The organism is Microbispora cellulosiformans (assembly GCF_008728085.1).
Taxonomy (GTDB): Bacteria; Actinomycetota; Actinomycetes; order Streptosporangiales; family Streptosporangiaceae; genus Microbispora; species Microbispora amethystogenes.
On the sequence record NZ_VYTZ01000002.1, the window covers coordinates 460,288 to 485,104 of the forward strand.

Annotated in this window: 22 protein-coding genes and 1 pseudogene; 10 read left to right on the forward strand and 13 right to left on the reverse strand. The window is 71.5% G+C overall.

The window, feature by feature from the left end; translation table 11 throughout:
• Positions 1–5 precede the first annotated feature (5 nt).
• Together F5972_RS06065 and F5972_RS38745 are read right to left on the reverse strand one after the other, a co-directional pair.
• Positions 6–1,094 (reverse strand): sugar ABC transporter substrate-binding protein, encoded by a 1,089-nt coding sequence (locus F5972_RS06065; protein ID WP_150931910.1) that lies wholly within the window; start codon positions 1,092–1,094, stop codon positions 6–8.
• The gene (locus tag F5972_RS38745; RefSeq protein ID WP_263641800.1) at positions 1,091–1,216 is read right to left on the reverse strand and encodes a hypothetical protein; all 126 of its coding nucleotides are present in this window, start codon (positions 1,214–1,216) and stop codon (positions 1,091–1,093) included. The genes F5972_RS06065 and F5972_RS38745 overlap by 4 nt, the downstream gene beginning before the upstream one ends.
• A gap of 326 nt (positions 1,217–1,542) precedes the next feature.
• Between F5972_RS38745 and F5972_RS06070 the strand changes: the two genes are divergently transcribed.
• Both F5972_RS06070 and F5972_RS06075 read left to right on the forward strand, forming a co-directional pair.
• Positions 1,543–2,256 (forward strand): FadR/GntR family transcriptional regulator, encoded by a 714-nt coding sequence (locus F5972_RS06070; protein ID WP_150931912.1) that lies wholly within the window; start codon positions 1,543–1,545, stop codon positions 2,254–2,256.
• A gap of 332 nt (positions 2,257–2,588) precedes the next feature.
• Positions 2,589–4,568: an alpha-L-fucosidase gene (locus F5972_RS06075; RefSeq protein ID WP_150931914.1), complete on the forward strand. Its 1,980-nt coding sequence runs from the start codon at positions 2,589–2,591 to the stop codon at positions 4,566–4,568.
• A gap of 20 nt (positions 4,569–4,588) precedes the next feature.
• On the opposite strand, the gene F5972_RS06080 is transcribed toward F5972_RS06075, so the two are convergent.
• Positions 4,589–5,314: a sulfite exporter TauE/SafE family protein gene (locus F5972_RS06080; RefSeq protein WP_150931916.1), complete on the reverse strand. Its 726-nt coding sequence runs from the start codon at positions 5,312–5,314 to the stop codon at positions 4,589–4,591.
• 185 nt (positions 5,315–5,499) lie between these two features.
• On the opposite strand from F5972_RS06080, the gene F5972_RS06085 reads away from it, so the two are divergent.
• On the forward strand, positions 5,500–5,832 hold the full coding sequence (locus F5972_RS06085) for a ribbon-helix-helix protein, CopG family (protein ID WP_150931918.1): 333 nt from the start codon (positions 5,500–5,502) through the stop codon (positions 5,830–5,832).
• Positions 5,822–6,154: a type II toxin-antitoxin system PemK/MazF family toxin gene (locus tag F5972_RS06090; protein ID WP_150931920.1), complete on the forward strand. Its 333-nt coding sequence runs from the start codon at positions 5,822–5,824 to the stop codon at positions 6,152–6,154. The genes F5972_RS06085 and F5972_RS06090 overlap by 11 nt, the downstream gene beginning before the upstream one ends.
• A gap of 69 nt (positions 6,155–6,223) precedes the next feature.
• Here F5972_RS06090 and F5972_RS06095 read toward each other — a convergent pair whose 3' ends face one another.
• Both F5972_RS06095 and F5972_RS06100 read right to left on the reverse strand, forming a co-directional pair.
• On the reverse strand, positions 6,224–8,998 hold the full coding sequence (locus F5972_RS06095) for an aconitate hydratase (RefSeq protein WP_150931922.1): 2,775 nt from the start codon (positions 8,996–8,998) through the stop codon (positions 6,224–6,226).
• A 209-nt stretch (positions 8,999–9,207) separates the two neighbouring features.
• A complete protein-coding gene (locus F5972_RS06100) occupies positions 9,208–9,930 on the reverse strand; it encodes a metal-dependent hydrolase (protein WP_150931924.1) in 723 nt (240 codons plus the stop codon).
• A 359-nt stretch (positions 9,931–10,289) separates the two neighbouring features.
• Between F5972_RS06100 and F5972_RS06105 the strand changes: the two genes are divergently transcribed.
• The 4 genes from F5972_RS06105 to F5972_RS06115 all read left to right on the forward strand — a co-directional run bounded on the left by F5972_RS06105 (position 10,290) and on the right by F5972_RS06115 (position 12,598).
• On the forward strand, positions 10,290–11,093 hold the full coding sequence (locus F5972_RS06105; protein ID WP_150931926.1) for a PadR family transcriptional regulator: 804 nt from the start codon (positions 10,290–10,292) through the stop codon (positions 11,091–11,093).
• Positions 11,094–11,095: 2 nt separating this feature from the next.
• Positions 11,096–11,653, forward strand: a complete 558-nt coding sequence (locus F5972_RS06110; RefSeq protein WP_150931928.1) for a DUF1707 SHOCT-like domain-containing protein — start codon at positions 11,096–11,098, stop codon at positions 11,651–11,653.
• Positions 11,654–11,733: 80 nt separating this feature from the next.
• Positions 11,734–11,862, forward strand: a complete 129-nt coding sequence (locus tag F5972_RS38750) for a hypothetical protein (protein WP_263641801.1) — start codon at positions 11,734–11,736, stop codon at positions 11,860–11,862.
• 106 nt (positions 11,863–11,968) lie between these two features.
• On the forward strand, positions 11,969–12,598 hold the full coding sequence (locus tag F5972_RS06115; RefSeq protein WP_150931930.1) for a DUF6879 family protein: 630 nt from the start codon (positions 11,969–11,971) through the stop codon (positions 12,596–12,598).
• A 200-nt stretch (positions 12,599–12,798) separates the two neighbouring features.
• Here the strand turns inward: F5972_RS06115 and mug are convergent, their stop codons facing one another.
• Together mug and F5972_RS06125 are read right to left on the reverse strand one after the other, a co-directional pair.
• Entirely contained in the window at positions 12,799–13,338 is a 540-nt protein-coding gene (mug, locus tag F5972_RS06120) for a G/U mismatch-specific DNA glycosylase (protein WP_150931932.1), read from the reverse strand.
• A gap of 149 nt (positions 13,339–13,487) precedes the next feature.
• Positions 13,488–13,859 carry a DUF4267 domain-containing protein gene (locus F5972_RS06125; protein ID WP_150931934.1) on the reverse strand — a complete coding sequence of 124 codons (372 nt, stop codon included), beginning with the start codon at positions 13,857–13,859 and terminating at the stop codon, positions 13,488–13,490.
• Between the two features lie 87 nt (positions 13,860–13,946).
• Here F5972_RS06125 and F5972_RS06130 point away from each other — a divergent pair, with 87 nt between their 5' ends.
• Positions 13,947–14,519 carry a TetR/AcrR family transcriptional regulator gene (locus F5972_RS06130; protein WP_150931936.1) on the forward strand — a complete coding sequence of 191 codons (573 nt, stop codon included), beginning with the start codon at positions 13,947–13,949 and terminating at the stop codon, positions 14,517–14,519.
• A gap of 149 nt (positions 14,520–14,668) precedes the next feature.
• Here the strand turns inward: F5972_RS06130 and F5972_RS06135 are convergent, their stop codons facing one another.
• From F5972_RS06135 to F5972_RS06150, 4 genes and pseudogenes are all read right to left on the reverse strand, one after another.
• Complete coding sequence (locus tag F5972_RS06135) at positions 14,669–17,221, reverse strand: polynucleotide kinase-phosphatase (RefSeq protein ID WP_150931938.1); 2,553 nt, start codon at positions 17,219–17,221, stop codon at positions 14,669–14,671.
• Positions 17,218–18,756, reverse strand: a complete 1,539-nt coding sequence (locus F5972_RS06140) for a 3' terminal RNA ribose 2'-O-methyltransferase Hen1 (RefSeq protein WP_150931939.1) — start codon at positions 18,754–18,756, stop codon at positions 17,218–17,220. The genes F5972_RS06135 and F5972_RS06140 overlap by 4 nt, the downstream gene beginning before the upstream one ends.
• Positions 18,757–18,800: 44 nt before the next feature.
• Positions 18,801–19,718 (reverse strand): LLM class F420-dependent oxidoreductase, encoded by a 918-nt coding sequence (locus tag F5972_RS06145; RefSeq protein ID WP_150931941.1) that lies wholly within the window; start codon positions 19,716–19,718, stop codon positions 18,801–18,803.
• A 71-nt stretch (positions 19,719–19,789) separates the two neighbouring features.
• Positions 19,790–20,713: pseudogene (locus F5972_RS06150) on the reverse strand (NADP-dependent oxidoreductase); the annotation flags it as partial.
• Positions 20,714–20,878: 165 nt separating this feature from the next.
• Between F5972_RS06150 and F5972_RS06155 the strand changes: the two are divergent.
• Positions 20,879–21,400, forward strand: a complete 522-nt coding sequence (locus F5972_RS06155) for a TetR/AcrR family transcriptional regulator (protein WP_150931945.1) — start codon at positions 20,879–20,881, stop codon at positions 21,398–21,400.
• 12 nt (positions 21,401–21,412) lie between these two features.
• Here the strand turns inward: F5972_RS06155 and F5972_RS06160 are convergent, their stop codons facing one another.
• Positions 21,413–22,699, reverse strand: a complete 1,287-nt coding sequence (locus F5972_RS06160; RefSeq protein WP_150932609.1) for a class I SAM-dependent RNA methyltransferase — start codon at positions 22,697–22,699, stop codon at positions 21,413–21,415.
• Between the two features lie 23 nt (positions 22,700–22,722).
• Complete coding sequence (locus tag F5972_RS06165; protein WP_150931947.1) at positions 22,723–24,765, reverse strand: APC family permease; 2,043 nt, start codon at positions 24,763–24,765, stop codon at positions 22,723–22,725.
• Positions 24,766–24,817 lie beyond the last annotated feature (52 nt).

Below are 24,817 nucleotides of genomic sequence, written 5' to 3' on the forward strand. Positions count from 1 at the left end.
GCCTCTCAGCTCAGGTTGTTGCCCCACAGCGACTTGTCGTCGTGCTTGACGCTGGAGATGTCACCGTACGTACCGCCGTCCGCCGTGACCAGAGGCGCGGAGAGCTGGTCTTCGAGCAGACCGGGCCGCACCTCGATGATGGTGCTGTCGTGGTCGGTCTTGCCCGGCTGGAAGGTCTTGCCCTCGGCCGCGGCCTGCGCGTACGACAGCGCCCACTTGGCGTACAGGTCCGCGGGCTGCGAGACGGTGGCGTCGATGTTCCCGGCGGCGATGTCCTTGAGCTCCTGCGGGATGCCGTCGTTGGAGACGACGAAGACGTGCTTGGGGTCGTCCGGCGCCACCAGGAGGTCACGCTGCTTCAGCACCTGCAGCGTGCCCGCGAGGGCGAAGCTCGACTGCATGTAGACGCCCTTGATGTCCGGGTTCGCGGTGAGCCTCGTGGAGAGCTTCTGCGCGGCCACGGCGCCGTCCCACTTCGTGGCCTCGCCGAAGACCGTGATGCCGGGGTAGTTCTGCTTCATGCAGTCGTTGAACGCCTCGGTGCGGTCCCGGCCGTTGATGGAGGCCAGATCGCCCTCCAGCATGACCACCTTGCCCTTGCCCTGAAGCTTCTCGCCCAGGAACTTGCAGGCCTTCTCCCCGTACGCGCGGTTGTCGGCGCGGACGACCATGAACGCGTTCCCCGTGTCGGGGCGCGTGTCCACCAGCACAGCGGGGATCTTCTTCCCCTCCAGCTGCTGCAGCGTGGGCGCCACCGCGGCGGTGTCCTGCGGCGCCATGACCACGGCCTTGACGCCCTGGCCGATCTGCGTCTGCACGTTCGCGGCGAGCTTGGCCACGTCGTTCTGGGAGTTGGTGGTCTTGAGGTCGACGCCCAGCTCACCGGCGAACTTGGGCACGTACTGGATGTAGGAGTTCCAGAAGTCGGTGTCCGACCGCGGGTAGTCGACGCCGACCACCGCCTTCGCCGCCGTATCCGTCCCGCCGGAGGCCGCGGTCCCCTCGCCGCCGGAACCGCCGTTCCCCCCGCACGCGGCGGCGAGGCAACCGGCGACGGCCAGAACCAGCCCAGCCCCGAAGCGTCTGCTTCTCATAGTCTCTCCTTCTGCATCGCCACGACGGGCCTGCCGTGGCCGATCGCGCCCGCGGGCGCGATCGTGCCCGCGCGCCGGGGGGCGCGCGAGCCTCCGGCGAGGCTGCCCTCGTACGTGCTCATTATTGACAGAACATGGGATGTCTTTCTATGGCCAAAACCATGTCAGTGTCCAGACCTCCAGGCGTCGCAATCGCCGAAACCCCCGAAATTCCTGGATAAAGTCCTGCTCCTCTCGGGAGTGCAACCGGTTCCGTGGCTCAGCGGCGCGAGGAGGCCCGACCGAATACATCGCATGTTTCCTGCCACAGCAGGAGACGGCGGAGTGACCTTCCGTGAGCCTCGGGGCCCCGCCACCCCTTTCCGGCCGCCCCATATCCGGCACTCCCGGGCCGGCGCGCCAAGGGTCCATGTGGCTGTTCCGGGTCCCCGCGTACGAAAATTCGGCTATGTCGTTGACCGAGCAGGCGATCGAACGCATCCGGCAGCTCATCAAGGACGGGGCCCTGCCCCCGGGCGCGCGCCTGCCGCCGGAGCAGGACCTCGCCGCCGAGCTCGGGCTGTCCCGCAACCTGCTCAGGGAGGCCGTCCGCTCTCTCATCACCACCCGCGTGCTGGAGGTGCGCAGGGGTGACGGCACCTTCGTCACGAGCCTCAAGCCGGAACTGCTGCTGGAGGGCGTCGGTCTGGCGGTGGAGATGATGCGGGGCGACGACCTCCTGGAGATCACCGAGGTGCGGCGGCTGTTCGAACCGGTGGCCACGGCCCTGGCCGCCACCCGGATCACCGCCGCCCAGCTCGCGGAGGTCGGACGTCACCTCGACGCGATGATCGCCGCCCAGGACGACGTGGAGCTGCTGAACCACCACGACGACGCCTTCCACCGCGCCGTGTTCGCGGCCACGGGCAACCAGTCGCTGTGCGCGCTGCTCGGCGGCATCTCCGGCCGGACGCTCCGCGCCCGCGTGTGGCGCGGGCTGGTGGTGGAGAACGCGGCCGGCCGGACGATCGCCGAGCACGCCGCCATCTACCGGGCGCTCGCGGACGGCGACGCGCCCCTCGCCCAGGCGGCCGCGCTGCTGCACGTGAACACCACGGAGACCTGGCTCAGGGAGAACCTCGGCCCTTCGGCGCCCGGCCCCGCGGACGAGCCGCCGAGGTGACCACACCCTCCGCGAGACCGCGTTGTGAAACTTACAGACATCCCATGCCTTTGTAAGAGCTCCTGTCACCGGAGTGGGGCACCTGGGCGCCGACCCCAGGGCGGACCCGGCACCGGCCGCCAAGGCGTGCGGCATGGGCGAACGTCATCGGAGGTATGCGACGTGGCCCCGTTCCGGGGGGCGCGGCGGGTGGCGGGGCGGGCATCGGCGGCGGGACGCCGCCTCCGTTGGGTCTGGACAGACCCCGTGCCCCGCCTTACAAAGACATCCCATGTCTTAGCAGTAACCCTCATACGCCGCACCACAGAGCCCTCTCTCCGAAAGGCACGCGTATGTCTACGCCCTCGTTCCGGATGAGCCGCCGTCAGTTACTCGCGTCGGCCGCGGTCGCCACCGCCGCAGGTGTGCTGAAAGCCGGCCCCGCATGGGCCACCGCCGGCCCGCAGAGCTACAGCGCGAGCTGGTCCTCGGTCGACCAGCACCCGCCGGCCGCCGAGTGGTTCCAGGACGCCAAGTTCGGCATCTACTTCCACTGGGGTGTCTTCAGCGTCCCGGCGTACGCCAACGAGTGGTATCCGCGCAACATGTACAACAACGGGTCGAACGAGAACAACCACCACAAGAGCGTCTTCGGCGACCCGTCGGCCTGGCCGTACCACAACTTCATCAACGGTGCCCGGGACAAGGCCGGCAACTTCGTGCAGTTCGCGCCCAAGCTCAAGTCGGCCGGCGGCAACTTCGACCCCAACGAGTGGGCGCAGCTGTTCGCCGACGCCGGGGCGAAGTTCGCCGGGCCGGTGGCCGAGCACCACGACGGCTACTCGATGTGGAACAGCCGGGTGAACGAATGGAACTCGGTCGCCACCGGGCCCAAGCTCGACCTGCTGCGACTGCACGCCGACGCCATCCGGTCCAAGGGGCTCAAGCTTCTGGTGGCCATGCACCACGCCTACAACTTCACGGGCTTCTACCAATGGGTGCCGGCACAGTCCAGCACCAGCCTCAAGAAGCTGTACGGCCAGCTCGACAAGACCACCGAATACCAGCTCTGGTACGACAAGCTCAAGGAGATCATCGACGGCTACCAGCCCGACGTCATCTGGGAGGACTTCAACCTCAGCCAGATCCCCGAGTCGTACCGGCTGAACTTCCTGTCGTACTACTACAACCAGGCGGTCGCCTGGAACAAGGACGTCGTCGCCACCTACAAGGACGGGTACAACACCAGGGGCGAGGTGGTCGACTACGAGCGCGGCGGCCCGGCGGGCATCCAGACCCCCTACTGGCTGACCGACGACAGCATCTCCAGCTCCAGCTGGTGCTACACGAACGGCATCGGCTACTACTCACTCAACGCCATGCTGCACTCGCTGATCGACCGGGTCAGCAAGAACGGCAACATGCTCCTCAACATCGCCCCGATGGCCGACGGCACCATCCCCTCCGGGCAGCGGACGATCCTGCTGGGCATCGGCGACTACCTCAAGCGCTTCGGCGAGTCCATCTACTCCACCCGGGCCTGGTCGGTCTTCGGCGAGGGGCCCACGCAGATGGGCGGCGGCTCCTTCACCACCCCCCGGGCGGGCACCGCGCAGGACATCCGGTTCACCCGCAGCAAGGACAACACGGTCCTGTACGCCACCGTGCTCGGCTGGCCGGGTGCCACGCTGAACATCGCGACGCTGGGCTCGAACCGGATCAGCCTCAGCAACCTGGCCTCGGTGCAGCTGCTGGGCTCATCCGCGGGCCAGTACACCGACCTGCCCAACCGCACCCAGGACGGCTCGGGCCTGCACATCTCGATGCCGTCGTCCAACGCCCCGTTCACCGCTCCCGCGTACGTGGTCAAGCTGACCTTCAACGGCCAGATCCCCTCGCCGGGCTCCGGCGGCACCCCGACCGGTTACGTGCGGATCGCCAACGCCGCCACCGGCCTGGTGCTGGACAGCGGCGGCAACGTGGCGTCGGGGTCGAATATCAAGCAGTGGAACTGGGACGGCAGCAACAACCTGCAGTGGCAGCTGGTCGACCTGGGCGGCGGTTGGTACCGGATCGTCAACCGCACCAACGGCATGGTCGTCGACAGCTGGGGCAACACCGCCAACGGCGCCAACGCCAGGCAGTCGGCCTGGAACGGCGGCAACAACCAGCAGTGGCGCCTGAACGACGTGGGCAACGGCCGCTACCAGATCGTCAACCGCGGCACCGGGACCTCCCTCGACGGCATGGGCTACACCAGCGCCGGCTCCGCCGTCGGCATGTGGACGCCGAACAACAACGCCAACAACCAGTGGACCGTCACCGGGGTCTGACCCGCCGGGCACGCGCGGGCTCACCGGGCGAGGCTCTGGCCGAGCAGGGCGCACGCGGAGACCGCCGCCACGGCGAGGACGGCCGCGCGCACCCTTCCGCCGTCGAGATAGCGGCGCAGCGGCCCGGACGCGGCGTGGCCGAGCAGGACGAACGGCACCAGGGCCGCCCCCGCGACCAGCGCGCGGGCCGGCAGCCTGCCGAGAAGGCCGAGGATGACGAGCGACTGCGCGGCGCTCAGGCAGAAGAACGTCGCCAGCGTCGCCCGGATCTCCGGGCCGCGGGCACTCTGGTAGACGAGGGCGATCGGCGGCCCGCCGATCCCGGTGGCCGTGCCGGTTACACCCGACAGGAACCCGGCCGCGGTCAGCGTCGCGCCGTTGCGGGGCACCGCGACGGCGCGGGCCGTCAGCACCACCGCGGCCAGCACCATGACGCCGACCAGCACGCCCAGCGTCGCCGTGCTGACGTAGACGATCACCAGGGCCCCGGCGGCGCTTCCCGGCAGCCTGCCGAGGAGGGCGAAGCCCGCGCCCCGCCACTCGGTCCCCCGCCACTCCCGGGCCAGCGTGAGCAGCGGCATCGTCATGTTGACGACCTGCACCGCGCCAGGCATCACCGTCGGGTCGAGCAGGGTGATCACGGGAGCCGCGACCAGGCCGAGCCCGAACCCCACCCCGCCCTGGACGACCGCCCCGGCGAAGACGGCCACGCCCGCGACCAGCAGCAGCGCCACCTCATGATCCATGGCGGGACCCTAACGGCCGCTCCCCACGCCGCGGCAACCGGTTATCCAGCCCGGGACTCAGACAATCACCGTCAGTAATCGAAAAGTGTGGCGAGAGTAGTCAACGGGTTCCTAGACTTCCGCACAGCGACAGCGCATAGCACTTTCTGTAGACCCTTTTGTAGACAGGATCGTAGCCTCGCAGTATGAGCAGCGAGCCACGCCACACGACGATCCGGGTCAGTGTCGAGACCAGGGACCTGATAGCGCGACTCTCGGAGCAGGAAGGCAAGAGCATGACCGCATTGGTCGAGGACGCCGTGAGAGAGCACAGGAAGAAGCTCCGCTGGCAGCGTGTCGCAGGACAGATAGAGCGGACTCGGAGGGAAGACCCCGAAAGCTGGGCGGAGTACGTCGCGGAGCGCGAACTGTGGCTCGGGCCGTCGTCAAACCGCACTCGCATCGCCCCCGAGTGGGAAGGTCTGCTCGATCTGCCCGAGGATCTCCCCCACGAGTCCAAGGAGAGGGATGAGGGTTAGGCAAGGCGACATCTGGTGGGCCAGCCTCGGTGAGCCGATCGGCCGCGAGCAAGGGTACGACCGGCCCGCCGTCGTCGTCAGCAACGACATCTTCAACAGGCTTGTACGAGACCCCGTGCTTGCCGTCCCGTTGACCACACGATTCCGCGACTGGGACACGCACATCGAGATAGCGCCTGAGGAGACGGGGCTGCCAAAGACGAGTTGGGCGATGGTCGAACAGCTACGTGCGCTCTCGCCCGAACGACTCGGCACAAAGATCGGATTCGTTCCGCCCGAGGTGATGGCGGAGATCACCGACTGGGTCGCCGACATGTTGTAGGGCGAGGGCGTCGTCCTGGGCGGGACTGAATCCCGCCCAGGACGACGTCAGGTCCGACGCGGACGCGGGTCAGCTCCTGGCGAGCAGGGAGCGCAGGACGTACTGCATGATGCCGCCGTGGCGGTAGTAGTCGGCCTCTCCCGGGGTGTCGATCCGGACCACCGCCTGGAACTCGACGTCCCCGGCCCGCACGGTCACGGTAGCGGGGGTCGCGCCGGCGTTGAGCTCCTCGACACCGGTGATGTCGAAGGTCTCCTCGCCGGTCAGGCCGAGCGACTGCGCCGTCTCGCCCTCGGGGAACTGCAGCGGCAGCACGCCCATGCCGATCAGGTTCGACCGGTGGATGCGCTCGTACGACTCGGCGATGACGGCGCGGACGCCGAGCAGCGCGGTGCCCTTGGCCGCCCAGTCGCGCGACGAGCCCGAGCCGTACTCCTTGCCGGCCAGGACGACCAGCGGGATGCCGGCGGCCTGGTAGTTCTGCGAGGCGTCGTAGATGAACGCCTGCTCCCCGCCCTTGGTGAAGTCGCGGGTGTAGCCGCCCTCCACGCCGTCCAGCAGCAGGTTGCGCAGCCGGATGTTGGCGAAGGTGCCGCGGATCATCACCTCGTGGTTGCCCCGGCGGGAGCCGTAGGAGTTGAAGTCCCTGACCTCGACGCCGTGCTCGCGCAGGTAACGACCGGCCGGGGTGTCGGCCTTGATCGAACCGGCGGGCGAGATGTGGTCGGTCGTGACCGAGTCGCCCAGCTTGGCGAGGACCCGGGCGCCCCTGATGTCCGTCACCGGCTCGGGCTTGGCGGGCATGCCGTCGAAGTACGGCGCCTTGCGGACGTACGTCGAGTCGGCGTCCCACTCGAAGGTGTCACCGGTCGGGATCGGCAGCGACCGCCAGTGCTCGTCACCCTTGAACACGTCCGCGTAGTCGCGCAGGAACATGTCCTGGCCGATCGACTCGGACACCACGGCCGCGACCTCCTCGGGCGCGGGCCAGATGTCCTTGAGGAAGACCGGCTGCCCGTCGGCGCCGACGCCGAGCGGTTCGTTGTTCAGGTCGATGTCCATGGTCCCGGCCAGCGCGTACGCCACGACCAGCGGCGGCGAGGCCAGGTAGTTCATCTTGACGTCGGGGTTGATGCGCCCCTCGAAGTTGCGGTTGCCCGACAGCACGGCGGTGACCGCGAGGTCGTTCTCCTGGATCGCCTCGGAGATCTCCGGGTCCAGCGGGCCGGAGTTGCCGATGCAGGTGGTGCAGCCGTAGCCGACCAGGTTGAAGCCCAGCTTGTCGAGGTACGGCTGGAGGCCGGACCGCTCGAAGTAGCCGGTGACGACCTGGCTGCCCGGGGCGAGGGAGGTCTTCACCCACGGCTTGCGGGCCAGGCCCTTGTCCACGGCGTTCCTGGCGAGCAGGGCCGCGCCGAGCATGACGTACGGGTTGGACGTGTTGGTGCAGGAGGTGATCGCCGCAATCGTGACCACGCCGTGGTCGATCTCGAACGGGGCGCCCTCCGCCGGCGTGACCGTCGTCGGGCGGTTCGGCCGCTCGCCGTTCCGCCGCACCGCGTGCGGCACGTCACCGGCCCCCGAACGGGAGATCGCCGGGGAGTCGGAGGCGGGGAAGGACTCGGCCGACGCCTCGTCGGCGGGACCCTCGACGCTGTCGTCGGCGACGTAGGTGCGCACCGCCGCGCGCCAGGCCGACTTGGCGTCCGCCAGCGGGATGCGGTCCTGCGGGCGCTTCGGCCCGGCGATCGACGGGACGACGGTCGACAGGTCGAGCTCGATGTACTCACTGAAGACGGGCTCGGGGGCCGAGGGGTCGAGCCACAGGCCCTGCTCCTTGGCGTACGCCTCGACCAGCGCGACCTGCTCCGGCGAGCGGCCGGTCAGCGTGAGGTAGTCGGTCGTCTGGCCGTCGATCGGGAAGATGGCGCAGGTGGAGCCGAACTCCGGGCTCATGTTGCCGATCGTGGCGCGGTTGGCCAGCGGCACGCTGCTGACGCCCTCGCCGTAGAACTCGACGAACTTGCCGACGACACCGTGCCCCCGCAGCATCTCGGTGATCGTGAGCACGAGGTCGGTCGCGGTGGCGCCGGCGGGCAGCTTGCCGGTCAGCTTGAACCCGACCACCCGGGGGATCAGCATGGAGATCGGCTGGCCGAGCATCGCGGCCTCGGCCTCGATGCCGCCGACGCCCCAGCCGAGGACGCCGATGCCGTTCTCCATCGTGGTGTGCGAGTCGGTGCCCACACAGGTGTCGGGGTACGCCCGGCCGTCGCGGATCATGACGACCCGGGCCAGATGCTCGATGTTGACCTGGTGGACGATCCCGGTGCCCGGCGGGACGACCTTGAACTCGTCGAAGGCCGTCTGGCCCCAGCGCAGGAACTGGTAGCGCTCGCGGTTGCGCTCGTACTCCCGGTCGACGTTGCGCTGGAAGGAGTCGGGGTGGCCGAAGTAGTCCACGATGACCGAGTGGTCGATGACCATCTCGGCGGGGGCCAGCGGGTTGATCTTGGCGGGGTCCCCGCCCAGGTCGCGGACGGCCTCACGCATGGTGGCGAGGTCCACCACGCACGGGACGCCGGTGAAGTCCTGCATGATCACGCGGGCGGGGGTGAACTGGATCTCCACGCTGGGCGTGGCGTTCGGGTCCCACCCGGCGAGGGCGCGGATGTGGTCGGCGGTGATGTTCGCGCCGTCCTCGGTGCGCAGCAGGTTCTCCAGCAGGATCTTCAGGCTGTACGGGAGGCGCGCCGACCCCTCGACGGCGTCCAGCCGGTAGATCTCGTATGACGCGTCGCCGACGCGCAGCGTGTCACGGCTGCCGAAGCTGTTCGCGGACACGAAGTTCGCCTCCCCAGGTTCCGGGCTTGTTCCACAAGTTCGCTATGCATCCTCCCGCACCGAGGGAACACTCCTGACAATCAGGTCGCCCTTACCTGTGCGGCGCGAGGATGTCTCGACATCAAGATATCTCTCCCGATATCTCGACATCAAGTTACTTGTAGGTAGGCGTCCGGGCCGCGCCTCTCAGGCAGGCCGGCGACCCTCCCTCAGGCGGGCATCAGCCGCAGGCAGAGCAGCGCGATCACCACGATCGACAGGGCCGGGCCGAGGAACTGCTTCTCGAACGCCCTGCCGGTCTTGATGCCGATGTCGTACGGCAGGAGCCAGCGCCCCTTGATCGGCCATAAGACGGGACAGCCGCGCTCGGTCAGGCAGTCGCCGATCACATGCACGAGGCAGCCGATCCCGATGGCGATCCCCAGCCAGGAGTAGGTGACCCCGAGCACCATGAACGTCAAGAACAGCGCGGCGGTCATCCCGACGTTCACCACCGCGGAGGTGAGCGTCTTGCCGGGTACGCCGAGCCCCACGGCGCGCAGCGCCAGGCCGATCATCAGGACGACCAGGATGTCGCGGCCCACGGCGTAGCGGTCGCCGAGCAGGTGCGCGCCCACCCCCATCACGATGCTGAACAGCAGCGAGTGCGTCGCGTGCCGGTGCCCGCCGCTCACGAAGTTGACGCCCTTGCTCAGCAGGTAGGTCGCCGGGCCGAACGTCTGGGCGATCGTGGCGCTGGGATGGTCGAGGTCGGGCAGCATGGCCGCGCCCGCGCAGACCACCGCCCCCGCGACCAGCTCCGGCGGAGTCAGGATCGGGCCCGTCAGCGTCGCCAGCTCCACATGGCCCACCGCGCCCGGCAGCGCCACCAGGGCCGGCGCGACCGCGAGCCACACCGCCGCCCCGCTGAGGGCGTGCGAGTGCCCCATCATGTCAAGATCACGCCTTGAGACTGTACGGCAAAGCACCGACAAAATCCGCGAAGCGCCCACGAGGCCGGGCCTGTGTCGGGGCTCCCGTCGTCAATCCGGCGGCCGTTCGACGTCAGAGAGGGCGGCGGCGCGATCCGCCGAAAAAGGGTGCGGGATCGTCCCGCTCCAAGAGCACCCCCCAGCCCTCCCAGAGCAGAACGATCCCGCCTGTGCCAGATAACGCTACGGTCTCGGGCGGTGTTCCCGGCAACCGGAAAAAGTTCCGGTGAGCTACATCACTCTTCCCTGGCGCGCACCGGGAGAACAATCTCGATATATCGTTGAAGCATCGAGAACGGATCGGGAAGAAGGGACACGCGATGAGCCAGGCACACACGTTCGGCGGGCCCTGGGCCGGCCACGACCACCACGACGCCCGGGACGCCCGGGACGCCCGGGACGCCCGGGACGCCCGGGAGGCGCTCCGCGACGAGATGCGCCGCCATCTGCGGGGCGCCCTGCGCCGGGCGTACGCGAACATGAAGGAGGCGGCCATGTGGCACCAGGAGCATCAGCAGGCAGGTCCGCACGAGCACCGGCACAGGGGCGGCATGCGGGGGCGCGGCCAGTGGGGCGGTTTCGGTCCGGGCGGCCCCGGCGGCCCGTTCGGGCCGTGGGCGGGCGGGAACTTCCCGTTCGGCGGCCGGGGTTTCGGGCGGCCCCGCAAGGCCAAGCGCGGTGACGTGCGGGCGGCGATCCTCGCCCTGCTCGCGGAGGAGCCGCGCAACGGCTACCAGATCATCCAGGAGATCGCCGAGCGCAGCCAGGGCGGCTGGAAGCCCAGCCCGGGCGCGGTGTACCCCGCGCTCCAGCAGCTCAGCGACGAGGGCCTGGTCCGCGCCGACGAGACCGACGGGCGCAAGACGTTCCAGCTCACCGAGGCGGGCCGGGAGTACGTCGCGCAGCACGAGAGCGAGGTCCGCGCGCCCTGGGAGGAGATGACGCCGGACATCGGGGACGACGTCCACGAGCTGTTCGGCCTGTCCAGGCAGGCGGCGTCGGCGCTGTTCCAGATCGCCCAGTCGGGCAGCGACGGGCAGATCAGGCAGGCGCGGCAGGTCCTGACCGAGACCCGGCGGCAGCTCTACCGGATTCTCGCCGACGGCGACCCCGCCGAGGAGTGATCATGGGCTTCCCCGACGACACCCGCGGCGGGGCCGGCCGGCCTCCCGCCGGGGCCCTGCGTATCGGCGACAGGGAGCGCGACGAGGTGATGCGGATCCTGCACGACGCGTTCGCGCAGGGCCGCATCACCCAGGAGGAACTCGACGAGCGCCTCGACACCACCCTCGCCGCCCGTACGGAGGAGGACCTGCGGCGGGTGACATCCGACCTCCTCCCCGGCTTCCGGGCGGCGGCTCCCCCGCCGGGACCGCCGTACCCCTGGCAGCACCACCACCGTCACGGCCACCACGGCTACGGCCACCCCGCCGCCTGGGGGCCGTACGCGGCGGCCTGGGGGGCGCCCCACGCGGCGCACTGGGCGGGCGCGAGGCGTCCGAGGGTCGGGCCGCCGGTCCTGCCGATCGTGGCCGCGGTGGTCCTCGTGGTCGCGTTCGTCTCCGGGCACGCCTGGCCGCTGTTCCTGGTCGCCAAGCTGCTGTTCCTGGCGTGGCTGGTGACGACGGTCCTCCGCCTCGCGCGGCACCGGCACCGGCCGCACCGATCACGAATTGGGCCTTGACCCGGCATCGGCGGAGGCCAACGATCGACATGTCGCCCTCGGGGGAGAGTTTGCGGCCACCCCGATGAACGGAGGGTGAGATGCAGACAGCCGAGCCGGAACCCGAGGTGGTGCCGCAGACCGAGCGAACGGCGGGGACGAGGCAGATCAGGATCAGGTTGCTGGACGCCGCGGAGACGAGCGTGTGCAGCAACTCGACGGGGAACTGACACGCGCCACACGTCCGCGGTAAGCACCGACGCGCGCCACGTTCCTCGATCCGGGCCGGGGCCGGGCGCGCTCCGACCACGATTCGGCTTCGGCCGAGGAGGCCCCATGCCCGGAGAAGCGTTCGAGCACGTCAGAAAGGTCGCGGGAGAAGTCCTCCACGCGGCGGAGTACCGGACCGAGCTCTACGAGCACCTGCGCGAGGTGGAGGGAGTGGTGTGGAAGCTGGAACGCGCCCAGCACTTCCACGAGCCCGACACGCCGAGCTGGGTCGCGATGGTGAGCGGAGACTGGGACCGGGCACTCGCGCTGATGGGCGAGATGCGCTTCGCCGACGACCTCCCGCCCCGGGCGGAGCTACGCCGCCTGCGGATCGTGGAGACACCGCCGACGCCGTACCTGCAGTGGGAGGTCATCCTGCTCGCGGCCCGCACCCGGGCGGGCGAGCGGGCGCGGGCGCTGCACGCCCGGGCGGTGCGGCATCTGGAGGAGCACGCGCCGCTGCCCGAGCTGCTCATCCTGGGCCCGGGCCTGATGTACGAGGTCCTCTACGACGATATGGGGGCGCACGTGGGCGGCCGGCGGATCACCGACGCCGGTGTGATCGACGAGTGCGCCGAGATCATCTCCGAGCTGTACGCGGAGGCGGAGGACATGGTGGCCTTCCACGACCGTGAGGTGGCGCCCCTGCCGCCTCCCTCGCCCTGGCGCATCCTCTCCCACCCCGGCCACCCCTGAGACTCGCCCGTCCCAGCCGGCGGGACAGGGCTCAGGCCCCGTCCCGCTGGTGCTCCTCCAGCACCGTGCGCAGGATGGCGAGCGTGCGGCGGTCCGTGCGAAATGGGCGGCCGAGACGGCGGCTACGTCCTGGGGCGCCCGGCACGCACGCGGGGGAGGACCCGGGAGCGGGCCGTCCCTGACCTCCGCGGTCGATCCCGTCAGGCCTGCGGCGGGCGCAGGCGGGCCATCTCGGCCGCGATGGCCTCCAGCCTCCAGTGGGCGTTCAGCCCACTGGGGTTGGGCAGCACCCACAGCGCCGTCCCGCCGATCGTCTCCTCCTGCGGGCCGATCCGGGCGGCGGGGCGCGCGAAGGCGACCCGATAGGCCGACACCCCCGCTATCGCCAGGACGCGGGGGCGGACCTCCGCCACCAGCCGCGCGAGCCGCTCACCGCCCACGCGGAGCTCCTCCAGGGCCAGCTCGTCGGCCCGGGCGGTCGCCCGGGCCGCGATGTTGGTGATGCCCAGCCCGTAGGACGGGAGCAGGTGCTGCTCGGACGGCGCGAGCCTGCGCGGCACGAGACCGGACAGGTGCAGGGCGGGCCAGAACCGGTTGCCCGGCCGCGCGAAGTGGTGACCGGTCGCGGCCGAGTAGAGGCTTGGGTTGATCCCGCAGAACAGCACGTCGAGGCCGGGACCGAGCACGTCTTCGATCGTCGCGTTCCTGGCCGCCTCGAGGTCGGCCTTGGTGGGGGCCATGCCGCGATGCTAGTGCCGCCCGCTCCTGGTCGCTCCCCGGTCAGAAGCTGGGCGCAGCCGTCGAGCAGGTAGAAAAGCTCGGCGGAGCCGGCGTGGTGATGGGGACGGTCAGCGACATTGGGAGTCCTTCAACAAAGTGCTGCGGTGGGTCAGACGGCGAAGAGCAGGCCGGCACTGATGAGCACGATCACGGCGGTCGCGAAGTGAACGCCGAAGGCGACCGCCCGGGTGCCGCCGTTGCGCAGCACGATCAGGGTGTCGCCCAGGGGCAACAGAGCGACGATCAGCATGTACCAGGCCTCGGCGCGGGCGCCGGCGCCGGCCAGCAGGGCCAGGCCCAGCAGACCGTAGCCCCCGTCACGCAGGCCCTTGATCGTCAGGTAGGCGACGTCGCCGTCCTTCTTGGCCGGGATCCCGTAGCCGGCGGCCGCCGCGTGGGGCGCGAGCAGGAAACGGGCTCCAATGAACAGGACGAACAGGTTGAGGACGACGGCGAGGCCGTACGCGATGGGGGTAAGCATGTCTCTCCCGAGAACTAGCAGCGCTAGGAATAATAATGACGCTAGCAGAGCGTTGCCCTAAACGCTAGCACTGCTAGGGTTCCAGGCATGTCGATCCAGTCACGCAGGGAGCGTGAGCGCGCTCAGCGGGAGAAGCTGATCATCGCGGCGGCCCGGGAGCTGGCCGAGGCCGAGGGCTGGGAAGCGGTCACGACCCGGCGGCTGGCCGAGCGCGTCGAGTACAGCCAGCCGGTGCTCTACAGCCACTTCAAGGGCAAGGAAGCGATCATGGCGGCCGTCGCCGTGGAGGGCTGCGCCGACCTGGCCGTGGACCTGCGCGCGGCCAGGACCGCGGCGCCGGACGCGCGCCGCGCCATCGCCGGCGTCAGCGCGGCCTACATGGCCTTCGCCGACCGGCACCCGGCCCTCTACGACGTGATGTTCAGCCAGATCGTCCCGCTGCCGTTCGCCACCCCCGAGGCGCCGCCCGCCCTGCAGGCGGCCTTCGGCGAGCTGGCCGAGGCCGTCCGCCCCTACTCGGGCGGCGACAGCCTGGGCGCGCTGACCGAGACCTTCTGGGCGGCCCTGCACGGCCTGGTGACCCTCATGCGCGGCGGGCGGCTGCCGCGCGAGCACCACGAGCTCAGACTCGGGCTGTTCCTGGCCCGCTTCACGGACTGAGCCCCGCCGCCGACGGCTACCTCGGCGCGGTCATCCAGCCCGTCGTCCCCTGCACGTCGTGCGCCGGCTGAGCTCTGTCCCGCTGAACCCGGCCCCCGGGTACGGCTCCCGCCGCGTGCGCGGAAGGCCGTACCCGGGGCTGTCCGGTCTCACAGACGGGGGTCGACCGGCTCCGACTCGAGGGCGAGCACGGCGAAGACCGCCTCGTGGATCCGCCAGAGCGGCTCCCCCTCCGCGAGGCGCGCCAGCGCCTCCAGCCCGAGCGCGTGCTCCCGCAGCGCCAGCGAGCGCTTCCTGCCGGTGAACCTGCGGCGCAGCAGATCGAGCGACTCGGTGTAGTCGGGGCCGTAGATGATCCGCAGGTACTCCCGGCCGCGCACCTTCACGCCCGGCTGCGCCCTCACCGGCCGCGGCGCGTCCGGCGCGCCGGCCTCCCGGACCCCGCCCGAAGACACCCGGGCCACCGGAACGGGGGTGAACGAGGCGGGCTTGACCACCATGCCCTCGCCCCCGGTCTCGGTCAGGTCCGTCCACCACGCCACGGCCGCCTCGCGCTCCTCCGGTACGCCGAGGTCGACGAACCGGTGGCGGGTCGCGGTGACGAGCGAGGAGTCGATCAGGCCGAGGGTTTTCAGGTGCCACTCGTGCGGCTCGTCCACCGCCGTCGCCCTGCCCTCGCAGGCGAGGATCTGGAACGGTGCGAGCCGTACGCCGTCGAGACCCGAGACCGGCCAGCAGTAACGCGCATAGGCGTCGCGGAACAGGGCAGCGTTGTGAGCGCGGCGGCGGGTGCGGTCGAGCAGAGCGCCTACATCCAGGCCACGTTCCGCCGCCGTCTCAAGCATCGCGACCGCCGCGGGCAGCGACGCCCGCGCGGCCGCCCCCACCGAGGCGTACTGGTCGCGGATCAGCCCCTCGGCCTTGGCCGACCAGGGCAGCAGCTCGCAGTCGAGCGCCACCCAGTCGGTCTCCAGCGCCTCCCACAGCGGCGCGCACGCCTCGCGCAGCCGGTCCACCAGCTCCGGCATGCGCGCGTCGAAGAAGGGCCTGCCGGTGCGGGTGTAGACGCTGCCCGCCGTGCCGTCGGCGACGCCGAAGCGGCGCGCCGCCGCCTCCGGGGTCCGCGCCAGCACGGCGATCGCCCGGGAGCCCATGTGCTTCTCCTCGCACACGACCCGGGAGACGCCCGCGCGGGCGAACTCCTCGAACGCCTCCGCCGGGTGCTCCAGGTAACCGTCCAGGGCGGAGGTCTCCGGCGGCGCCATGGTCGGCGGAAGGTAGACCAGCCACCGCGGGTCCACGGCGAACCGGCTCATGATCTCCAGCGCGGCGCGGGAGTTCTCCTCCGCGATCCTGATCCGGCCGCCGAACCGCGTCTCCACGAAACGGGTGCCGTCCACGTCGCCGATGTCGAGCACGCCCGGGTCGCGGGCGGGCGTCCGCGCGGTGAGCGGGCGCACGGGCTCGTACCAGACCTTCTCGGCCGGAACGGACACCAGTTCCCTCTCCGGGTAGCGCAGTGCGGTCAGCCGCCCGCCGAAGACGGCGCCGGTGTCGAGGCAGATCGTGTTGTTGACCCACTCCGGCTCGGGCACCGGGGTGTGGCCGTAGACGACCGTCGCGCGTCCCCGGTAGTCGTCCGCCCAGGGGTAGCGCACCGGCAGGCCGTACTCGTCGGTCTCCCCGGTCGTCTCGCCGTACAGGGCGAACGACCGCACCCGTGCGGAGGCCCGCCCGTGGAAGGCCTCCTTGAGCCCGGCGTGCGCGACGACCAGCCTGCCCCCGTCGAGGCGGTAGTGGCTGATCAAACCGTCCATGAAGGTGCGGGCGGCCGCGCGGAACTCCGCGGGCTCGGCGTCGAGCTGCTCCAGCGACCGCTCCAGTCCGTGCGCGACCCGCACCTTGCGGCCGTCCAGGGCCCGCACCAGCTTCTGCTCGTGGTTGCCGCACACGCACAGCGCGGTGCCCGCCGCGACCATGCCCATGACCAGCCGCAGCACCCCGGGCGTGTCCGGGCCGCGGTCGACGAGGTCGCCGACGAAGACCGCCGTACGGCCCTCGGGGTGGACGGCGCCTTCCGGCCCGACCTCCCAGCCGAGCGCGGTCAGCAGCGACTCCAGCTCCGCCCGGCAGCCGTGCACGTCGCCGATGATGTCGAACGGCCCGGTGAGGTGGGTCCTGTCGGTCCACGCCTTCTCGTACGTGACGGTCACGTCGCCGATCTCGTCGCCGCGCAGGACGTGCACCCGGCGGAAGCCGTCCCTGGAGATCTTCCCGAGCGACCGGCGCAGCTCCCTGCTCTGCCGCGTGATGACGTGCGGCCCGAAGGCCCGGTCGGGGCGGGCCGCGTTGCGGGCGCGGGCCACCTCCTCGGGCACGTCCAGCACGATCGCGTCGGCGAGCACGTCGTGCGCCCTGGCCAGCTCGATCAGCTTCTTGCGGGCCTCCCACTGCACGTTGGTCGCGTCGACCACCGTGAGCAGGCCGCGCCGCAGGCGGACGCCCACGATGTGATGAAGCAGGTCGAACGCCTCGGACGTCGCCGTCTGGTCGTTCTCGTCGTCGGAGACGAGACCGCGGCAGAAGTCGGAGGAGATGACCTGGGTGGGTGCGAAGTGCCGGGCGGCGAACGTCGACTTGCCGCTGCCGGACACGCCCACCAGCACCACCAGCGACGACTCCGGAACGCTGACTTCCGTCACGGCCGCTCCTCCTTGCTGCCGAAGACCGCCATCTGGGTCGGCGGGCCCACTTCGGGGTCGTCCTCGCCGACCGGCCGCAGATCGGCCGTGTATCCGTACGCCGCGCAGACGCCCTCGACCCACCGCGCGAACTCCGCGCGGGTCCACTCGAACCGGTGGTCGGGGTGCCGCCGGTCCCCCGCGAGGAACTCGTACCGCACGTTGTGCTCCACGTTCGGCGTCGTCACGATCACGTGGGACGGCCTGGCGGTGCCGAAGACCACCCGTTCGAGGGCGGGCAGCCGCGGCGGGTCCACGTGCTCGACGACCTCCATCAGCACCGCGGCGTCGTACCCGGCCAGGCGCGCGTCGGTGTACGTCAGCGAGCCCTGGAACAGCTCAAGCCTCGCCCGCTTGGCGTCCGGCATCCGGTCGGCGCGCAGGCGGCGCTTGGCCAGCGCGAGCGCGCGGGCCGACACGTCCATGCCGGCCACCTTGGCGAAGGCCGGCTTGGCCAGCAGCGCCGACAGCAGTTGCCCCGAGCCGCAGCCGAGGTCGAGCACGGTGCGGGCGCCGACCTCCTCCAGCACCGCCACGACGGCCTCCCTGCGCAGCGTGTTCAGCGGCACCCGCTCCTCACCGGGGGCAGGCTCGTCGTCCGGGCGCGGGCCGGCGTCGGGCGCGTGGCCGGGCCCGGCACCGCCGGGCTCGGCGATATCGGGCTCGGCCTGCCCGGCTTCGCCGTCGGGTGCGGCGGAGGCGGGGGTCTCGACGCCCGGCTCCTCCTCCACCGGCGGGTCCAGGCTCTCCTCCACGTCGTCGCCGAGCTCGGCGAGACGGGCGAAGGCGGTGCGGGTGAGCGCCCACCTCCGGCCGAGGTAGCGGCGCGTGATCAGCCCCTTGTCCGGATGGCCGGCCAGCCAGCCCTCCCCCGCGCGGACGAGCTTGTCGACCTCGTCGCCCGCCAGCCAGTAGTGCTTGGCGTCGTCGAGCACCGGGAGCAGGACGTACAGGTGGTTGAGCGCGTCGGCCAGGCGCACGTTCCCGCGCAGCGCGAGCCGCACGTACCGGGAGTCGCCCCACTCGGGGAAGCCGGGGTCCAGCGGCACGGCCTCGGCGCCGACCTCCCAGCCCAGTGGCGCGAACAGCCGGTGCGCGAGATCGGCCCCTCCCCGGCACGGCAGCGCGGGCAGGGTGATCTCCAGCGGGATCGCCGAGTCGGCGAGGTCCTGCCGGGAGGCGCACCGCCCGGTCCGCGCCGTGCGGAACACGTCGGCGAGCGCCGACGCCAGCAGCGACGACGCGGCGTACGGCCGGTCGTTGACGTACTGGCTCAGCGAGAAGTCGGGCGAGGACGAGCCCCGGGAGCGGGCCAGCCGGACGGGGTCGACCTCCAGCAGCAGCGCCGCCGTGCACCGGTCCCCGTCCGCCTCGGGGTAGAAGACCCGCGCGGTGCCGAACGACTGCCCGAACTCCTGCACCCGGCCGGGATGCTTGTGCAGGAGATAACCGAGGTCCGTCGCGGGGCGCAGGGTCGTCGTGATCGTCAGGAGCACCCGGCAAAGTGTGCCGGATGCCCCCTTTCACCGGCTACCGGCTTTTACACGTGCGGCAGCACCTCGGCGGCGATCAGTTCCAGGTGCTCCAGGTCGTCCAGATCGAGGATCTGGAGGTAGAGCCGCTCCGCGCCCATCTCGGCGAACCGGCCGATCTTGTCGACGACCTCCTGCGGGGTGCCGGCCAGGCCGCTGACCCGCAACTCGTCGACCTCCCGGCCGACGGCGGCGGCCCGCTGGGCGATTTCCGCCTCGTCCCGGCCCACGCAGGCGATCTGCGCCGCCGACAGCAGGACGGTCTCCCGCCCCGCCTCCTCGCAGGCCGCCCTGACCCGGTCGAAGGCGGCGGCCGTGTCCTCTGGCAGGAGGAACGGCACGTTGTATTCGTCGGCGAACCGCGCGACCAGCCGCGGGGTCCGCTTGGCGCCCCCGCCGCCGACGATGAGAGGCGGCCTGGGCCGCTGCGCCGGCTTCGGCAGGCCGGGCGAGTCCACCAGCCGGTAGTGCGCGCCGTCGAAGGAGAACGGCTTCGCCGCCGCCCACAGCCCGGTGACGATCTCCAGCTGCTCCTCGAAGCGCTCGAACCGCTCACCCAGCGGAGGGAACGGGATGCCGTACGCCGTGTGCTCCTCCTCGAACCAGCCGGTGCCGAGGCCCAGCTCGACGCGCCCGCCGCTCATCTGGTCCACCTGGGCGACGCTGATCGCCAGCGGGCCGGGCAGCCGGAACGTCCCGGCGGTCACCAGCGTGCCCAGCCGGATGCGCGAGGTCTCCCTGGCGAGCCCGGCCAGGGTGATCCAGGCGTCGGTGGGACCGGGCCCCGGGTCGCCGTCCCCCATCCGCAGATAGTGGTCAGACCGGAAGAAGGCGTCGAACCCGAGGCGTTCGGCCGTCTGCGCCACCCGGAGCAGGTCGTCGTAGGTCGCGCCCTGCTGCGGCTCGGTGAAGATCCTCAATTTCATCCGTCCATTATCCCCGCCCCCGCGTCCTCGGCTCGCTCGAGGGCCGGCCGCCCCGAGCCGTGAGCGGGAGGAGCCACGAGGACGACCTTGCCCCGTCGTGGCCCTCGCGCGGCGGCCGCGTGCGCCTCGGCCGCCCGGTCCATGGGGAACACCGCCCGCACGGGAACGCGGAAGCGCCCCTCCGCCGACAGCGCGGCCGCGAGGGGGAGGCCGTGCCGCCCGTCCGGCTCCCCGCCGAGCTCACCGCGGGAGACGCCGACCCCGAGCCGCGGGCCGCTGAAGTCCGCGATGGTGAGGACCGACTCCGGCGCACCGGTGATCGTGACGAGTTCGCGGAGCGAGCCGGCCCCGGCGACGTCCAGCGCGAGATCGATCCCTCCGGCCACGAGTGGCCGGACGCGCTCGGCCAGCCCGGGCCCGTAGGCGACCGGGACCGCGCCGAGCGCGGCGATGAAGGTGTGGCTGTCCGGACGGCCCGTGCCGATCACACGGGCGCCGCGGGCGGCCGCCAGTTGGACGGCGACGCTGCCGACGCCGCCGGAGGCGCCGTCGACCAGCAGCGTCGTGCCCGCGCGCACGCCGAGTCTGTCGAGCGCCCGGGTGGCGGTCTCGACGCTCGTGCCGGCGGCGCCGGCCTCCTCCCAGGACATCGAGGGCGGCTTCGCGGCCCAGAACGCCAGCACGGCGAACTCGGCGGCGGCGCCGCCGAGTCGTGAGACGTCGACGGCGCCGAAGACCTCGTCCCCGGCGGCGAACCCGGTGATGTCCGCGCCCACCTCGTCGATCACCCCGGCGGCGTCGACTCCGGGGATGTGCGGCAGGGGAAGTCGTCCGCTCGACGGCGACGTGCCGGCGCGCAGCGCGAGGTCGACCGGTGAGACCCCGGCGGCCCTCACCGCGATGCGCACCTCGCCGGGACCCGCGTGAGGTTCGGGAGATCCCCCGACGGTGAGAACCTCGGGGGGACCGAACCGGTCGAACCGCACTGCGCGCATTTCCGCATTTGGCACCATGTCTACCTATCCGGCTGTCTCCGATTGGCCGTCGACCACCGTAGGCGGGCAAACGGGAGCGGCTGTCTCGGATCGCCGGAAGTGAGAGGGGCACGGACGACATTGACTCGGAAACCACGGACGGACGCGGAGCGCAACCGGCGGCACATGCTGACAGTCGCCCGTGCCGCCTTCGCCGCGGACGGGCTCGACCTGCCCGTGCACGAGATCGCACGGCGTGCCGGCCTGGGCGTCGCGACCGTCTACCGGCACTTCCCGTCACGACAGGACCTCGTCCGCGCCGTGCTCGCCGAGCAGGTGACGGCGTGCCGTGCGCAGATGCGTGCGGCCCTGGACGACCCCGACCCCTGGCGCGCGCTGCGCGGAACCGTCCGCCGGTTCGCCGAACACCAGGTGCGGCTCCGCGGGTTGAACGAGGCGCTGCACGGTTCCCACCCCGCGGGCGCCGCCTTCGCCGGGCAGCGCCGCGCCCAGGCCCGAGGGCTCGAGCAGCTCGTCGAGCGCGCCCGGAGCGCGGGCGGCGTCCGTCCCGGGCTGTCGGTCGAGGACGTGCGGATCGGCCTGAGGGCCATCTCCTCCTTCCGCGCCGGTTCGCCCGAGAGCGCGGCCGTGGCGGTCGGGAGGCTGACCGACCTCCTGCTCGGGGGCATGGGCCGCCCGGGCCCGTGAGGCGGTGCGGGATCAGTCCCTGACGAGCAGGGCCACGCACTCGACGTGGTGGGTCATCGGATACTGGTCGAAGGCCCGCAGGTCCTCCAGGCGGTAGCCGTACGGGGCGAACCAGGCGATGTCCCGCGCCAGGGTGGCGGGGTCGCACGAGACGTAGACGACGCGCGGGGCCTCCAGGTGCGCGACGCGGTCGACGACCGGGCGGCCGAGCCCCGCGCGGGGCGGGTCGGCGACCACCAGGTCGGCCCGCTCGATCCCGAGCCGGTCGAGGGCCTCCTCGACCTTCCCCCGCTCGACCTGCGCCTGCGGCAGGTCGCGCAGATTGATCCGGGCGTCCTGGACGGCCTGCGGGTCCGACTCGACGCCGAGCACGGCGCCCTCCGGGCCGACCGCCTCGGCGAGACCGGCGGCGAACAGACCGGCGCCGCAGTAGAGGTCGAGGGCCCACTCCCCCGGCTCGGGGCGGCCGAGGTCGAGCACCGCGCCGAGCAGCGTGGCCGCCGCGCCGGGGTGGACCTGCCAGAACCCGCTCGCGGTGACCCGGTAGTCCCGCTCCCCCACCCGCTCGGTCAGCGAGGCCCGGCCGCGCAGCGCGCGGGTCCCCCGCCTGCCCTCGTCGAGGAGGACCGCGGCGTCCACGTCCGGGATCGTCGCCCGGCGGTGCGGCAGGGGCTCGACGATCACGGCCCGGTCCCCGCCGGAGGCCGCCACCACCTCGACCGAGGAGGCTCCGGGCCAGGCGAGCCGTTCGGCCCCGGCCTCCTCGACGGCGGGATGGGCGATGAGGCAGCCGGTGATGTGCTCGATCTCGTGCGACCGGTGCCTGCGCAGCCCGGCCGATCCGTCCCGGTCGACGGCGAACTGCACGCGGGTGCGCCAGCCGAGGCCGCCGGGCGCCCCCGGCACCTCCTCGACCACGACCTTGTGGTCCAGCCCGGCCAGGCGCCGCAACTGCTCGGCGACGACGTCGGCCTTGAGCCGGCGCTGCGCCTCCAGCGACGCGTGCTGCCAGTCGCACCCGCCGCACCGGCCGGGGCCGGCGAACGGGCAGGGCGGCGTGACCCGGTCCGGTGAGGCCTCCAGGATCTCGACCGCGTCGGCCCGCAGGAACCGGGTGGTCTCCTCGGTGACCTCGGCCACGACCCGCTCGCCCGGCAGCGCGTGCCGGACGAACACGACCCGGCCCTCGTGCCTGGCCACGCACCAGCCACCGTGGGCGACCGCGCCCACGGTCAGTTCGAGCCGCGCGGGGATCGCCCCTCCGGACTCCTCCGGCGCCGTGCTGCCGTTCCCGTTCATCAGGCCGGCCCCTTTCGTATCGGTCATGTCCCGACCTGCGCGTCCTTCGACGGCTGCTGGTAGGAACGGCGGGATGCCCCGGGGGCGGACGGCTCCCTGCGGCGCCTGAGCCGGTCGGAGGAGGCGAGCTGCCACGGCACGCTCGTGACCATCACGCCGGGCTTGAAGAGCAGCCGGCCCTTGAGCCGCAGCGCGCTCTGGTTGTGCAGCAGGTGCTCCCACCAGCGGCCGACCACGTACTCCGGGATGTAGACGGTGACGACGTCGCGCGGCGACCTGCGGCGCAGCGACTTGACGTACTCCAGCACAGGGCCGGTGATCTCGCGGTACGGCGAGTCGAGGATCTTCAGCGGCACCCCGATGCCCCGCCGGTCCCACTCGTCCTTGAGCTTGTTCGCCTCGCCGGCGTCCACGCTGACGGACACGGCCTCGATGCTCGACGGGCGGGTCGCCCTGGCGTACGCGAGAGCCCGGAGCGTGGGCTTGTGGATCTTGGAGACGAGGACGACCGCGTGGTTGCGTGCGGGCAGCATCGACTCGTCGACCTCGCTCTCCTCCGGCGCGGCGAGCTCCGCGGCGACCCGGTCGTAGTGCCGCCTGATGCCCTTCATCATCAGGAAGAGCAGCGGCATCGCGAGACAGACGATGTACGCGCCGTGGGTGAACTTGGTCGCCAGCACGACGACGAGCACCAGCCCGGTCATGACCGCGCCGACGCCGTTGATCACACGGGCGCGCATCATGCGGAAGCGGGCCTTCGCGTCGCTCTCGGTCCTCAGGTGCCGGGTCCAGTGCCGGACCATCCCGATCTGGCTGAGGGTGAACGAGACGAACACGCCGACGATGTAGAGGTTGAGCAGCTTGCTGACGTCGGCGTCGAACGCCCAGATGAGCAGGCAGGCCCCGGCCGCGAGGATGACGATGCCGTTGCTGAAGGCGAGGCGGTCGCCGCGGGTGTGAAGCTGCCGCGGCAGGTAGCGGTCCTGGGCGAGGATCGACCCCAGCACGGGGAAGCCGTTGAACGCGGTGTTGGCCGCCAGGAAGAGGATCAGCGCGGTCACCGCGGCGATGACGACGAACAGGGCCGAGCCGCCGCCGAAGACGGCGGAGGCGACCTGCGCGATGATCGGCTGCTGGTAGTAGCCGGGCCCGGCGGGGTGCCCGTCGATGATGAGGTCCCTGGCCACGGTGGCCGGGTCGGTCACCTTCACCCCGGAGGCGAGGCCGAGGAAGATGATCCCGCCGAACATCGTGACCGCGATGAGGCCCATCATGAGCAGCGTCGTCGCGGCGTTCTTGCTCTTGGGCTTGCGGAAGGCCGGGACGCCGTTGCTGATCGCCTCGACGCCGGTCAGCGCGGCGCAGCCGGAGGAGAAGGCGCGCAGCACCAGGAACGCCAGCGCGAACCCGGCGATGTTCGTCTGCTCGGCGAGGAGCCGGTAGTTCGCCGTCGGGGCGCGCAGTTCCTGTCCCAGCACGAGAAGACGGAACAGGCCCCAGAGGATCATGCCGATGACCGCGGCCATGAAGGCGTAGGTGGGCACGGCGAACGCGACGCCCGACTCCCGGATGCCGCGCAGGTTCATGATCGTCAGGAGCACGACGATGGCGATCGCCACCAGCGGGCGGTGCTCGGCGACGAACGGGATCGTCGCGCCCACGTAGTCGGCGCCGTTGGCGACCGACACCGCCACGGTCAGCACGTAGTCGACGAGAAGGGCGCTCGCGACCGTCAGCCCGGCCGTGGGGCCGAGGTTCGTCGTGGCCACCTCGTAGTCGCCGCCGCCACTGGGGTAGGCGTGCACGTTCTGCCGGTAGGACGCGACCACGACGAGCATGACGAGGACGACCGCCGCCGCGACCCACGGGCTGATGGCGTAGAGACCGACCCCGGCGAGCGACAGGATGACCAGGATCTCCTGCGGCGCGTACGCGACCGAGGACAGCGCGTCGCTCGCGAAGACCGGCAGCGCCACACGCTTGGGCAGCAGCTGGTGGTGGAGCGCGGTGCTGCGCAGAGCACGCCCCACGAGGAGCCGCTTGACAAGATCTGGCACCTTGGACACGTCTGTTGAGCCTAGTGCCCCCGCCCGGTGCCCGAGTCATGCGGTGGCGGTA

Excerpts from the sequence above, each read along its gene's own strand:
- F5972_RS06155 (WP_150931945.1), top strand. The coding sequence starts at position 20,879 with ATGCTGACAGTCGCCCGTGCCGCCTTCGCCGCGGACGGGCTCGACCTG.
- F5972_RS06125 (WP_150931934.1), bottom strand. The coding sequence starts at position 13,859 with ATGCTTACCCCCATCGCGTACGGCCTCGCCGTCGTCCTCAACCTGTTC.
- F5972_RS38745 (WP_263641800.1), bottom strand. The coding sequence starts at position 1,216 with ATGAGCACGTACGAGGGCAGCCTCGCCGGAGGCTCGCGCGCCCCCCGG.
- F5972_RS06085 (WP_150931918.1), top strand. The coding sequence starts at position 5,500 with ATGAGCAGCGAGCCACGCCACACGACGATCCGGGTCAGTGTCGAGACC.
- F5972_RS06080 (WP_150931916.1), bottom strand. The coding sequence starts at position 5,314 with ATGGATCATGAGGTGGCGCTGCTGCTGGTCGCGGGCGTGGCCGTCTTC.
- F5972_RS06065 (WP_150931910.1), bottom strand. The coding sequence starts at position 1,094 with ATGAGAAGCAGACGCTTCGGGGCTGGGCTGGTTCTGGCCGTCGCCGGT.
- F5972_RS06130 (WP_150931936.1), top strand. The coding sequence starts at position 13,947 with ATGTCGATCCAGTCACGCAGGGAGCGTGAGCGCGCTCAGCGGGAGAAG.
- F5972_RS06075 (WP_150931914.1), top strand. The coding sequence starts at position 2,589 with ATGTCTACGCCCTCGTTCCGGATGAGCCGCCGTCAGTTACTCGCGTCG.
- F5972_RS06090 (WP_150931920.1), top strand. The coding sequence starts at position 5,822 with ATGAGGGTTAGGCAAGGCGACATCTGGTGGGCCAGCCTCGGTGAGCCG.
- F5972_RS06110 (WP_150931928.1), top strand. The coding sequence starts at position 11,096 with ATGGGCTTCCCCGACGACACCCGCGGCGGGGCCGGCCGGCCTCCCGCC.
- F5972_RS06100 (WP_150931924.1), bottom strand. The coding sequence starts at position 9,930 with ATGATGGGGCACTCGCACGCCCTCAGCGGGGCGGCGGTGTGGCTCGCG.
- F5972_RS06160 (WP_150932609.1), bottom strand. The coding sequence starts at position 22,699 with ATGAACGGGAACGGCAGCACGGCGCCGGAGGAGTCCGGAGGGGCGATC.
- F5972_RS06115 (WP_150931930.1), top strand. The coding sequence starts at position 11,969 with ATGCCCGGAGAAGCGTTCGAGCACGTCAGAAAGGTCGCGGGAGAAGTC.
- F5972_RS06070 (WP_150931912.1), top strand. The coding sequence starts at position 1,543 with ATGTCGTTGACCGAGCAGGCGATCGAACGCATCCGGCAGCTCATCAAG.
- F5972_RS06145 (WP_150931941.1), bottom strand. The coding sequence starts at position 19,718 with ATGAAATTGAGGATCTTCACCGAGCCGCAGCAGGGCGCGACCTACGAC.
- mug (WP_150931932.1), bottom strand. The coding sequence starts at position 13,338 with ATGGCCCCCACCAAGGCCGACCTCGAGGCGGCCAGGAACGCGACGATC.
- F5972_RS38750 (WP_263641801.1), top strand. The coding sequence starts at position 11,734 with ATGCAGACAGCCGAGCCGGAACCCGAGGTGGTGCCGCAGACCGAGCGA.
- F5972_RS06105 (WP_150931926.1), top strand. The coding sequence starts at position 10,290 with ATGAGCCAGGCACACACGTTCGGCGGGCCCTGGGCCGGCCACGACCAC.